The organism is Nonomuraea lactucae (genome assembly GCF_003313395.1).
In the GTDB taxonomy this organism is placed as follows: Bacteria; Actinomycetota; Actinomycetes; order Streptosporangiales; family Streptosporangiaceae; genus Nonomuraea; species Nonomuraea lactucae.
Map to the genome: position 1 here is coordinate 1 of NZ_QNFZ01000995.1, position 12,319 is coordinate 12,319.

The following is a 12,319-nucleotide window of genomic DNA, read 5'->3' on the forward strand; positions in this document are numbered from 1 at the left end:
CGGCGCCGGCGCCGCCCTCGCCGCCACGATCATCCCCGCCACCGCCACGCGCGCCCGGGCCGACGGCGCCCGCCACGGCGGCGGGACCTCCGTCACGTCCGGCACCGACTTCGCCGTCGCACCCTCACCGGACGGCCGCATGCTCGCCCTCGACATGCTCGGCGTCCTATGGGTCTGCTCCGCCTCCGGCGGCACCGCCCGCCGGCTCACCAGCGACCTGTACGACATCGCCCAGCCGGACTGGGCCCCGGACGGGGCCACCATCGTGTTCCAGTCGTACCGCGACGGCGTCTTCAACCTGTGGACGATCCGGCCCGACGGGTCCGCCATCACGCAACTGACCACCGGCCCGTTCGACCATCGCGAGCCCCGGTACAGCCCCGACGGGCGGGCGATCGCCTACTCCTCTGATGCCGGCGGCAGCTACGGCATCCACCTGCTCGACGTCGCCACCGGCAAGACCCGCGTCCTGGCCGACACGCCGGCCGAGGAGTACGAGCCCGCCTGGTCACCCGACGGGACCAAGGTCGCGTTCGTCGTCGCGGACACCAGGATCGACGTGGTGGACGTGGCCACCGGCACTCGCAGCACCGCCGTCACCGTGCCGGCGGGTCACGTCATCCACCAGCCGTCCTGGCTGCCGAACGGAACGGACATCGCCTACCATCTCTTCCACGCCGGGGCGAACTACCTGGCCAGCACCGCGGACACGCTCGTCACCGGCGAGGAGGTCTTCCCGTTCCGGGCCCGGTTCAGCGCGGACGGGCGCTACTTCTACACCTCCGCCGGCGCCATCCGGACCCGCCGCCTCGGCTCCCCCTCCGCCGGCACGGTCGGCTTCACCGCCGCGCTGACCACGACCACGCCGAAGTACGACAAGCGCGTCCGGGTGTTCGACGCGCCCGGGTCGTTCCCGGTCGTCGGCATCGGCAGCCCCACCGTGTCACCGGACGGATCCACCATCGCGTTCCGCGCCCTCAACGACATCTACACGATGCGGATCGGGGACAAGCCGATCCCGCTGTTCCGCGATCCGTGGTGGAAGGCCGACCCGGACTTCTCCCCCGACGGGCGTCGGCTGGCGTTCGTCACCGACCGCACCGGCACCCTCAACATCTGGGTCCGCGATCTGGCCACCGGCACCGACCGGCAGCTGACACATCTGACCGACTCCGCCGCCCTGTCGGTCCGGTGGTCACCGGACGGGAAGGAGATGGCCTACCTGGACCAGGACGGCGCGCTGTGGGTCCTGGATGTCGCCACCGGTGACATCCAGAAGGTCTTCGACGCCACCTTCGAACCCGGCCGGCCGACCTGGTCACCTGACGGGAAGACCATCGCCATGGCCGCCGTCGTGCCGTACTCGCGACGCTACCGTGAGGGCCTGTCCAAGATCCTCCTCGTCGACCGGGCGACAGGCGCCGCCACGTACGTCGACCCGGCCCCGCACCGATCGCTGCAGACGCGCGGCGACGACGGCCCCGTCTGGTCACCCGACGGGACCATGCTCGCCTTCGCCATGGAGTCGCTCGTCTGGGTCCTGCCGGTCGACAGGACCGGACGGCCCAGCGGCCCGGCCCGTCAGGTCACCCGAGAGCTGTCCGACGCCCCGGCCTGGGCCGGCGACTCCGCGACCCTCCTCTACCTGAACGGCGGGCGGCTGAAGACCGCCCGCGTCGACGGCGGGGCGGGCCGGTCCATCCCGGTACAGCTCTCCTGGCGCAACGCCCCAGGCGCCGACGAGGTCGTCGTCCACGCCGGCCGCATGTGGGACGGCGTCTCCGCGACCGTCGCGCGCGACGTCGACATCGTCGTGCGCGGCCAGCGCATCGCCGCGATCGAGCCGCACCGGGACGGGCGGGCCGGCACGTTGGTCGACGCCAGCGACAGGTTCGTCATGCCCGGCCTGATCGACATCCACCACCACCGCGAAATGCAGGGTTACGCCTACGGGTCCCGGCAGGGGCCGCTGTGGCTGGCCCTCGGCATCACGACGACCCGCTCACCCGGCTCGCCCGCCTACCACATGGTCGAGGAGCGCGAGGCGGTCCAGTCGGGCGCCCGGCTCGCGCCACGCTACCTGGGCACCGGCGAGGCCATCGACGGGGCGCGCATCTACTACAACTTCATGCGCCCGACGTTCTCCCACAAGCAGTTGCGGCTCGAGCTCGAACGCGCCGCCAGGCTCGACTACGACCTGATGAAGTGCTACGTACGGCTGCCCGTCGCCTGGCACAAGGAGGTCATCGACTGGGCCCACCGTCACGGCAGACCGGTCACGTCCCACTACCACTATCCGGCGATCGCGATGGGCGGCGACGGTACCGAGCACGTCGGCGCGACCAACAGGTTCGGCTACTCACGTACCGTCACCAATGTCGGCTCCGCCTACTCGGACGTCATCTCCATGTTCAACGCCTCGAAGATGGCCCGAACCCCCACCCTGTTCATCTCCCAGACCCTCTACAAGGAGGACACCTCGCTGGTCACCGACGAACGGGTCCAGCGGCTCTATCCGAACTGGCGGATGGCCAAGCTGCAGGAGTCCGTCACCTCGGCGAAGACCACCGACCAGACGGCGACCCGGGCGAACCTCGCCAACCAGGTCGCCCAGCTCGCGGCGATGGTCCGCGGCGGCGGCATCGTCACCGCCGGCACCGACGCACCGATCGATCACCTCGCGATCAGCATGCACATGAACCTGCGCGCCATGGTCAAGTACGGCCTGACCCCCCTGGAAGCGCTCACCACCGCGACCAGCACGTCCGGGGCGTACCTGGGCCAGCCGCTGGGCAGGATCGGCAAGGGCATGTACGCCGACCTGGCCATCGTCGACGGCGATCCGCTCTCCCGAATCGAGGACGCGGCGAACGTCACCGCCGTCGTGGTCGGCGGGAGACACCACACGGTCGAGCAGTTGCTCGCGCCGTACCCGTCCGCCACGGTCACCCACCAGGCCGCAGCCGGTGCCTTGGCATCCCGCGGCAAGGTCAGGCCCCGCGTCCCCGCCCACCCGAGCACCGCGGGCCTGTGGTGGAACAGTCCTGCCGAGCTGGAGAGCGCCCGCCTCTCCTGCGGCCACGAGCACTGACACTCACTGAAGGGGTTCGGTGCGGTTTCCACGCCGCACCGAACCCAACCGGCCATCGTGGGCCTTCTCGCGCACGCCGTAGTTCTGGCCCGAGTCCTGGCAGCGGCGGGGAATCAGGGCGCGGTGGTATCGTCGTCGGAAGGTACCGGCACACTGTGCCGCGCCCACACAGAAGGACAAGCTGCGACATGCCGCCGAGGTTGAGCAGCCGCTTCACGAGCTGACGTTGAGTAGCGATGGCCGTGTTCATGGCGCCGGGACCGGCGTACAACCTTCCGGCCGAAGTCACGCACTTTGTCGATCGCCGACAGGAGCTCGCCGAGGTCAGGCAGCTGCTGTCCAGCTCACGCCTGGTGACGTTGACGGGGGTCGGAGGGGTCGGCAAGACCCGGCTCGCTCTCCAGGCGGCGTCCGATTCCCGGTCGGCGTTCGAGACAGGGGTGTGGCTGGTCGAGCTGGCCGGGCTCACAGATCCCCGGCTGCTGCCGCAGGCCGTGGCGGCTGCGTTCGGGCTGACCGGCGAGTCCGTTCAGCCGCCCTTGGCCATGCTGTCGCAGCAGCTCGCGCAGGCGCGGCTGCTGCTGGTCCTCGACAACTGCGAACATCTGCGGGACGCCTGCGGTCGGCTGGTGGACACGTTGCTACGGGCCGCTCCGGGGCTGAGGATCCTGACCACCAGCCGGTCCTCGCTCGGGATGGATGAGGAACGCGTCTACGAGGTGCAGCCACTTGAGGCGCCGGAATCGGACCACCCCGACTACTCCGCCGTCAACCGCTATGGCGCCGTGATGCTGTTCGCCGACCGGGCGTCGACGGTACTGCCGGATTTCACGATCACGCCGGAGAACGCCCCCCTAGTGGGCCGGTTGTGCCGGCGGCTGGACGGCATCCCGCTGGCCGTCGAGATGGCGGCGGTGCGCCTGCGTACCCTGTCGGTAGCGCAGATCTTGGAGCGGCTCGATGACCGCTTCCGCCTGTTGACCGCCGGGAGGACCACCGCGCTCCCCCGCCAGCAGACGCTGCGGGCTCTGATCGACTGGAGCTTCGGCCTGTGCTCGCCGCGGGAGCAGGCGTTGTGGGCAAGGATGTCGGTGTTCGCCGGAGACTTCGACCTGGAGGCCGCGGAGGTGGTCTGCGCAGGCGGTGGCCTGAGCCGCCAGGACATCCCGGACCTGCTGACGGGGCTGGTGCACGAGTCGATCCTGATCCGGGACGATCACGGATCGCGGACGCGCTACCGGTTGCTCGACACGATCCGCGCGTACGGGCGGGACCGGCTGCGGGAGTCCGGAGAGGTGACGGCGGCGCGCACGCACCGCGACTACTTCCTGGCCGTCGCGGAGCGAGCGGAGTCCGAGTGGTTCGGCCCGCGCCAGCAGGCGTGGTCGGACCGCCTGCGCGACGAACACGCCAACCTGCGCGCTGCCCTTGAGTTCTGCTGCTCCGAGCCGGGCGAGGCGGAGACAGGGCTGCGCATGGCCGCGTCCCTGCGGATCCTCTGGTTCTACTGCGGCTTCGCCGGCGAGGGACGCGCCTGGCTCGAACGCCTGCTCGCGATCGACGGCACACCCTCCACCGCCCGCGCCAAGGCGTTGTGGGTCGACGGCTGGCTCGCCACCTTCCGGAACGACGTCGACACCGGAATGCGCCGGCTCGACGAGTGCCAGGTGCTGGCCGAACGGTTCGATGACCGCCGCTGCCTCGCCTATGTCGCGAACCTGCGCTCCACGAACGCGCTGTTCCAGGGCGATCCGGCGACAGCGGCCACCTTCGCCGACGAGGCGCTCGCGCGTCACCGGGCGGTCGGTGATCCCCTCGGAGTCGCACATGCCCTGTTCCGCGTCGCGGCGGTCGCGATGGTGCGCGGGGACACGTCCCGCGCGGCGGCCCTGTGCGAAGAGTGCCTCGCGATGAGCCGGGAACGGGAGGAGCGCTGGCTCCGGTCCTACGCGCTGTGGGCGTCCGGCATGGTGGCGTGGCTCCAGGGCGACTTCGGGCGTGCCACCCGGCTCGAAATGGACGCCCTCCGTCTCAAGATCGCCTTCAACGACATGTTCGGCAGCTCCATGTGCCTGGAGACGCTGGCGTGGATCGCGGCCGCGGAAGGGCAGGGAGAACGCGCGGCCACCCTGTTCGGCGCGCTGCAGATGCTATGGGGGCAGTCCGGTCTCGCGGTGTACGGCTACACGGTGTCCTATCACGACCGGTCGGTGGCCGCCGTCCGCCGGGCCCTGGGGGACCGGGCGTACGACACGGCCTTCCGCAACGGCACTGTGCTGACCCTCGAACAGGCGGTCGCCTACGCGGGGGGAGAGGAACTCGAGGTGGCGATGCGGCGGGCGTTCGACGAAGAGGCGTCGTTGACCAAGCGGGAGTGGGAGGTCGCCGAACTGGTCGCGCAGGGCATGAGCAGCAGGGAGATCGCGGCGGAACTCGTGATCTCGCCGCGCACGGCCGAACATCACGTCGAGAGGATTCTGCGCAAGCTCGGGTTCACCTCCCGATCGAGTGTCGCCGCGTGGATGGCCGAACGTCACCGTCCCGAAGCTCGCTGACAGATCGCCGGCACGGTCGCCGTGGCAGTATCGAGGCGTGGGAGACGAGCACTACACCGCCGAGAGCCGGCCCGGCGGGCGGGGACGCCTGTTCGTCCCGGTGCCGTTCGACCCGGATCGAGTCTGGGCACCCAAGCCTGTGCACCATGTGACAGGCACGCTCAACGGGATGGGCATCCGCGCTGTGATCATCGAACACGAAGGGCAACGCGGTTTTCTGCTCGGCCCCGCCTGGCTGCGGTGCGGGCTGGAGCCAGGCGCCCAGGTGAGCGTGGTGCTGGCACCTGAGGGACCACAGCGGGCGGATCTCGCCGAGGACGTGGCCGCGGCGCTGGAGGCCAACCCGGCGGCGGGCGCGTTCTTCGACTCGCTCGCCCAGTTCTACCGGCGTGCCTATCTGCGCTGGATCGATGCCACCAAACGCCGCCCCGAAGCGCGCGCGCAGCGGATCGCCGAAATGGTCAGCCTGTTGGAGGCGGGGATGAAGCAGCGCCCCAGGGCCTGAGCGGGTTCACCCAGCTCCGCCTGGCCCCGGGACCGAAAAGACAAGCTTGGTGAGTCCCGCTTGTTGCGGGCCTCGGGATGATTAGTCGATCTGATCAAGACGCCGGCGTGGTCCTTGTCTAGCTTCATGGCAGTCGCTCCCCCCGAAGAGAAAGGCAGATCGTCAATGGACACGCTTGTGCGGGCTCTGCGCCCGACCCGACTGCCGTGGATCATCGCCATTGCGATGATCGCGACCATGGCCCTGTTAACCGGCGGCGCGGTCACCGCGCCTGCCTCAGCCGACTGCCCCGCCCCGTCGTACGTCGGCATGTGGAAGAGCAACAGCAGTGGCGACCTCAGGCACGGCCCCGGAAACTCGATCACGACCCTCGCGCCAGGGGGTACGGTCCAGATCACACGCGGTGACGTCATCCAAGGATTCAGCTACGTCGCCCTCGGTGGCGATGTCAAGCCAGGCACCCGGGCGGTATACCGACTCACTGGTTCCCCGCAGGGGACCTGGACGACCAAGCCCGCGCGCAGCAACGGCGTCATCCACCACGATGACGAGCTCAGGCGCGTCGACTTCGTCGGCGGGGCCTTCGCGAACATCAGCGTGGAGTTCACCGACGAATGCAGTGGAAGCCTACGGAAGGTCTTCCTGGGCACCCTCAGTGTCATTCCCTGAACGCTTCCGCCAGAGGCCGGCCGAGCCGCGCGAACTCACCCGCCGGCTCGGCCCCGGCTCCGCCGCGGCCAAGCGCGACAAGGCTCCCCGTCGCGGACGCGCCGTAGATCACGCCTTGGCCACAAATCGGCTACACCCTAGGCCACGCGCGCTTTCCGCTTCACAGTAACGGCGAATCTTTCTTCGCGTGGAGGTGCGTGTGAAACGCATTGTCGTCGTTGCCGCCGCCGCGGCCCTGGCCGCAGCGGCGCTCGTCGTCCCGGCCCAGGCCGAAGGGGCGGGCTTACGTTCCGGACCCGAAAGGGAGTACGTCGTCCTCTACAAGGAGGGCGCGACAGGCGCCCGGCAGGCCGTGGAGGCCGCGGGCGGAAAGATCGTCAAGGAGAACACCGCCATCGGCATGGCCACCGTCACCACGACGAACGCCGACTTCGCGCAGGTGGCGCGGGGCAACGCCGCCATCGAGGGGGTCGTGCGCAACCGTCCCGTCGGCAGCGTGCCGAAGGCCGCCAGGGCCTCCGCCGACGCCCGCAGGGCCATCGAGGCCAGGGCCGTCGAGAAGGAGGGCCGCGGCGGCACTGCGAGCACCGGCCGCGGCAACCCCGGGCCGTCCGCCGAGCCGCTGGCCGAACTGCAGTGGGACATGAAGCAGATCCACGCGACCGCCGACGGCGCCCACCGCTACCAGCAGGGCAGCCGGGAGGTCCTCGTGGGCGTCCTCGACACGGGCGTGGACGGCTCCCACCCCGACATCGCGCCGAACTTCAACAGCGCGTTGAGCCGCAACTTCACCGTGGACATCCCGGTCGACGCCGACGGCAACGAGGTCGACGGGCCGTGCGAGGCCGAGCCCGACCGCTCGTGCGACGACCCCGCCGACGTCGACGAGAACGACCACGGCACGCACGTGGCCTCGTCGATCGCCTCACCGACCAACCGGCTCGGCATCGCGGGCGTCGCCCCCAAGGTCTCCATCGTGAACCTGCGCGCCGGCCAGGACTCGGGCTACTTCTTCCTCCAGCCCAGCGTGGACGCGCTGACGTACGCCGGAGACCACGGCATCGACGTGGTCAACATGAGCTACTTCATCGACCCGTGGCTGTTCAACTGCACGGACAACCCGGCCGACTCCCCCGCCGACCGGGCCGAGCAGGCCACGATCATCAAGGCCGCCCAGCGCGCGCTGAACTACGCCCACCAGCACGGCGTGACCCTGGTGGCCGCCGCGGGCAACCAGGCGGCCGACTACACCAAGGAGTACACCGACACCACCAGCCCCAACTTCGTCAGCGAGCCGGGCGAGGCCCCGCGCTCGCGGACGATCCCGCCCAGCTGCGTCTCCATGCCGGCCGAGGGCAAGCACGTGATCAGCGTCTCGTCGCTGGGCATCAGCAAGCGCAAGTCGTACTTCTCGAGTTACGGCAACGGCTACGTCGACGTGTCCGCCCCCGGCGGTGACGTCTACGACACCCCGGCCAACACCCGCGACGTGACGAAGGGGACGCTCTCGGCCTACCCTGAGTCGCTGGCCAGGGCACGCGGCGAGCTGAACCCCGACGGCACGCCCAACGTCGACTACCTGGTCCGAGACTGCAACGGCGCCGTCTGCGGCTACTACCAGTATCTGCAGGGCACCTCGATGGCCTCGCCGCGCGCCGCGGGCGTGGCCGCGCTCATCGTCAGCAGATTCGGGCACCGCGACTGGCGGCACGGCGGCAAGACGCTCAACCCGGCCGTCGTGGAGGCGGCGCTCAGGGCGACCGCCACCAGGACGTCCTGCCCCAACCCGCCCGCCTTCACCTACACCAGGCACCTGCCCAACGGGACCACCGTGACCGCCACGCACGTCTGCGAGGGCGGCACGGCCCGCAACGGCTTCTACGGCTCCGGCATCGTCGACGCCCTGCGCGCCGTGCGCTGACCCCGTTCCCTGCGGCCGGGGCCACCTGCGAAGGCCCCGGCCGCCCTCACCCGCAGCGACACGGACCGATCTGGCTCCTCGCGGCGGGCTCAGGCAGTTCGAACCACACGGCCGTCCCGCCCGCGACGTGCGCGCGTCCCCAACAGCAGGCCAGCTGGTCGATCAGGCCCATCCCCTGCGGTCGTGCGTCGTCCTCGTCGGTCTCACGCACGTGCGGGAGCGCGGGATCCGCGCCCTCGACCTCACAGCGCAGCATGCCGTCCATCCACCACAGGGTGAGCCGGATCGGTTTCCCGGTATCGCGCAGTGCGGTGGTGACGAGTTCGCCGACGAGTCGCTCGGCGATCCCGCTACGGCCACCGACCCGCCAGTAGGCCAGCTGGGCGCGGGTCAGCCGCCGGGCCCGGCGGACGGCGGACGGCTTGGGCGGCAGCGGCCAGGAGGCCGTCTCGGTGCCCGGCTGGTGAAGCGAGCCGGTGGCCAGCGCGCCGACCTGGCGGACAGCGCTTCTGAACCTGCCCCACGCTCGTGTGTGCGCGCCTCCAGACTGTGTGCTTTCAGACCGTACGTTCGTGGATGGGCATGTGGGTTCGTGCCGGCACATCGTTCGTTCCTTTGGCTGCCTTCCACCGAGGATCGGCCCTCTTCAGGTCGGCGTTGTCATCGTCATTGGACGGTGCGACAGGCATCGGCCAGCCACGAGAAGGCCGCGGCACCGCGGACGACATGGTTGGTCAGGACACCGACTCCGTCGATCGTGACGGTGACCGTGTCGCCTTCCTCCACACAGATGTCCAGGGCGGGCACCAGGCCGGTGCCGGTCGCGAGGACCACTCCGAAGGGAAAGTCGTTGGCGCGAAAGAGATAGTCGATGAGCTCGTCGTAGGACCGGCGCATCAGGCTGGTCCGCGTGGAACCGGACCAGATGGTGGCGGCCTCTCTCGTCACCTCGACCGCGATGTCGAGGCCGTCCGCTAACCGGACGTCTCTGGCCGGGCGTATGCCTGGGCCGAGGGCGCACGATCCGGCGTAGATCTTCGCCTGAGGCAGATACAGCGGGTTGGCCCCCTCGATGGACCGCGATGACATGTCGTCGCAGACGGTGAGGCCGATGACTTCGCCATGTCTGTTGAGGACGAGAGCCAGCTCGGGCTCAGGGACGTTCGTCGCGGAGTCCTCGCGAATGCCGATCGGCTGGCCGTCGCCGACCACCCTCCAGGCGACGGATTTGAAGAACAGCTCAGGCCGGTCGGCGTCATAGACACGCGCGTACACGTCCTGGACCTCGCTCTCCTCTATGCGCGCCTCCTGCGACCGGCGATAGGTGACCCCGGCGGCCCACACCTCGGTCAGGCCGTCTATCGGCGCCTGGAGGGCGATGTCAGCGGCGTCGAGCGCGATCGTCTCCACCGCCTGCTCCAGCAGGTCCTCGACCTGCGCGAGGGGCAGGCTCAGCAGTTCGGCGATCGAACCGACGCCGAGGCCGTGAACGGCTCCGAGATCCGTCAAGACCCCGACACGGGCTCCGCTGCCGTCTGGCGTCAGGTACCGAATGATCATCATGTCCCCCGCGCCTCTCGGTCAGGGGTCACGTTGGCGGCGTGTCCCCGCACCGCGATGGCTTCGATCTCGATGAGGACGTCGACGGCCAGTTCCACGCCCATGGTGGATCGCGCCGGCCGTGGGGAGAACGCGAAGTGGCGGGCGTAGACCTGGTTCATGGCCGGGAAGTCGCGTTCGGCGCGGGCGAGGAACACGTTGACCTTGACCACGTCCTCCATGCATGACCCGTGGGTCTGGAGAGCCGCGTTGATGTTGCGCAGGACGAGATCGGCCTGGTCTTCGATGCTGCCGTCGGAGAGCAGGCGCCCGGACGCGTCGATGGGCACGTGCCCGGAGACGAAGATCAGTCCTCCGGCTTCGTTGACCATCGACAGCGGGACCCTGGATACGTCGAACAGTTCGCCTGCCATGTCATGCTCCTTCAGTAGGGAGGGCGACCGTTTCAGTGGGGAGGGCGACCGTGTTGCGCAGTGTGCCCAGGTCGTCGATCTCGCTGGTCACCGTCTGGCCCTGCCGCAGGTAGGTGGGCGGGACGCGGCCCATGCCGACGCCGGGTGGGGTGCCGGTGGCGACCAGGTCGCCCGGTAGCAGGGTGCAGATCCGGGAGAGCCAGCTCACCAGCTCGAACACCCCCCAGAGCATCTGGGCGGTGGAGGAATCCTGCACCACCTGGCCGTCCACCGAGCAGCGGATCCGCAAGTTCTGCGGGTCGGGCACCTCGTCCTCGGTGGTGACCCAGGGGCCGGTGGGGAAGAAGGCGTCGAAGCCTTTGCCCAGGGTCAGCTGTTGATCGTCGGCGAACTGCCAGTCTCGTGCGCTGACGTCGTTGACGACCACGTAGCCGGCGATCGCCCGCCGGGCCTCGGCGACGGTGATGTCGCGGCTGGGTCTGCCGATCACGACCGCGAGCTCCACCTCGTAGTCGACGGCTTCGGTGACCCCGAAGGGGTAGGAGATCGCGTCGTAGGGGCCGGTCAGCGCTGAAGTGAGCTTGGAGAACACCAGCGGGCGGGTACGGGGGTTGGCTGTCTCCTCGGCCAGCGGCCCGATCGACTCCCAGCCGGTGTAGGCCACGATGGAGAACACCACGGCCAGGTAGAACCCGTTCCCGCTCAGCGATTCGCCGGGATTGAAAGAGGAGAAGTTGAACCCTCCAGGGCCAGGCTTGCCCAGGCCGGTGAACGACAGCGCGAGCAGGATCGCCATCTCGATCAGGCCGGTCAGCAGCAGCATCCGGCCGGTGATCTTGATTCCGCGGTACGACACGGCTGCCGTCACCAGCAGGCCCACCAGGACCCACCAGTACCAGGCGATCTCGAACCCGAACTCGGACTTGAAGTAGTTGTTGCTCACCGCCCCGGTCATCCCGAACACCAGGCCCGCGGCGATGGGCGAGTACAGGACGTACAGCCAGCTGATGAAGAAGCCCACCCTCGGGCTCAGGGCCCTGCTGACATAGGTGAAGTAACCGCCTGCGGACGGCAGATGCTTGGCCATGCTGCCGAGCGACACGGCGATGAGGATCATGATCGCTGAGCCCGCGAGATAGGCGAGCGGGGCGGTGACACCGGTCAGCGAAGAGATGAACTGGAAGGAGAAGAACAACCCGAACGCGGGCGCGATGTGCGTCACCCCCTGCATCAAGACCTCGGTGAAACTCAGCGATCCCGCCTCGAGCCGTGTCCGTGGCGCCGGACCGGCGAGCTCGCTCGCCGTTGTCGTCGGCGAGCCGCCACCCGGGCTCTGGTTGCTTGTGTCGTCAGTCATTAGCAGGCTCCTTGTCCATGCCCAGTGCCCTTCAGGCGGATCCGCGAATCGTCAACGGACCCTTCCTGCCTGCGGGAACACGCTAAGACCGAAAAGTGTCAACTGTCAACAGTTGTCCATCGGCGCCTCCCCGTGCCGCCCGGACGGCGACACGGGGAGGCCGTGCTCAGCTGGTCAGGACGCCGTCGACGCGGCGTGGGATGCCCAGCGGGTTGCCGTCCTTGAGCTCGTCCGGCAGCAGCTCAGCC

The 12,319-nt window shown here is 69.4% G+C and carries 9 protein-coding genes; 5 read left to right on the plus strand and 4 right to left on the minus strand.

Annotation, left to right across the window (positions count from 1 at the left end):
- The 5 genes from DQW85_RS35745 to DQW85_RS35765 form a co-directional block, all read left to right on the plus strand.
- A partial coding sequence (locus DQW85_RS35745) for an amidohydrolase family protein (RefSeq protein WP_205315657.1) occupies positions 1–3,091 on the plus strand: 3,091 nt, incomplete at its 5' end.
- A 236-nt stretch (positions 3,092–3,327) separates the two neighbouring features.
- The gene (locus DQW85_RS35750) at positions 3,328–5,646 is read left to right on the plus strand and encodes an ATP-binding protein (protein ID WP_113704173.1); all 2,319 of its coding nucleotides are present in this window, start codon (positions 3,328–3,330) and stop codon (positions 5,644–5,646) included.
- Positions 5,647–5,683: 37 nt separating this feature from the next.
- Entirely contained in the window at positions 5,684–6,151 is a 468-nt protein-coding gene (locus DQW85_RS35755) for a YdeI/OmpD-associated family protein (protein ID WP_205315658.1), read from the plus strand.
- Positions 6,152–6,277: 126 nt separating this feature from the next.
- A complete protein-coding gene (locus DQW85_RS35760) occupies positions 6,278–6,820 on the plus strand; it encodes a hypothetical protein (protein WP_162795648.1) in 543 nt (180 codons plus the stop codon).
- Positions 6,821–7,019: 199 nt separating this feature from the next.
- A complete protein-coding gene (locus DQW85_RS35765; protein WP_113704175.1) occupies positions 7,020–8,741 on the plus strand; it encodes a S8 family serine peptidase in 1,722 nt (573 codons plus the stop codon).
- Between the two features lie 46 nt (positions 8,742–8,787).
- Here DQW85_RS35765 and DQW85_RS35770 read toward each other — a convergent pair whose 3' ends face one another.
- The 4 genes from DQW85_RS35770 to DQW85_RS35785 form a co-directional block, all read right to left on the minus strand.
- Positions 8,788–9,345 carry an ATP-binding protein gene (locus DQW85_RS35770; RefSeq protein WP_113704176.1) on the minus strand — a complete coding sequence of 186 codons (558 nt, stop codon included), beginning with the start codon at positions 9,343–9,345 and terminating at the stop codon, positions 8,788–8,790.
- Positions 9,346–9,407: 62 nt separating this feature from the next.
- The gene (locus DQW85_RS35775) at positions 9,408–10,250 is read right to left on the minus strand and encodes a fumarylacetoacetate hydrolase family protein (RefSeq protein ID WP_205315659.1); all 843 of its coding nucleotides are present in this window, start codon (positions 10,248–10,250) and stop codon (positions 9,408–9,410) included.
- A 50-nt stretch (positions 10,251–10,300) separates the two neighbouring features.
- Positions 10,301–10,714 (minus strand): RidA family protein, encoded by a 414-nt coding sequence (locus DQW85_RS35780; RefSeq protein WP_113704178.1) that lies wholly within the window; start codon positions 10,712–10,714, stop codon positions 10,301–10,303.
- Position 10,715: 1 nt separating this feature from the next.
- Entirely contained in the window at positions 10,716–12,071 is a 1,356-nt protein-coding gene (locus DQW85_RS35785) for an amino acid permease (RefSeq protein WP_113704179.1), read from the minus strand.
- Between the last annotated feature and the right edge of the window lie 248 nt (positions 12,072–12,319).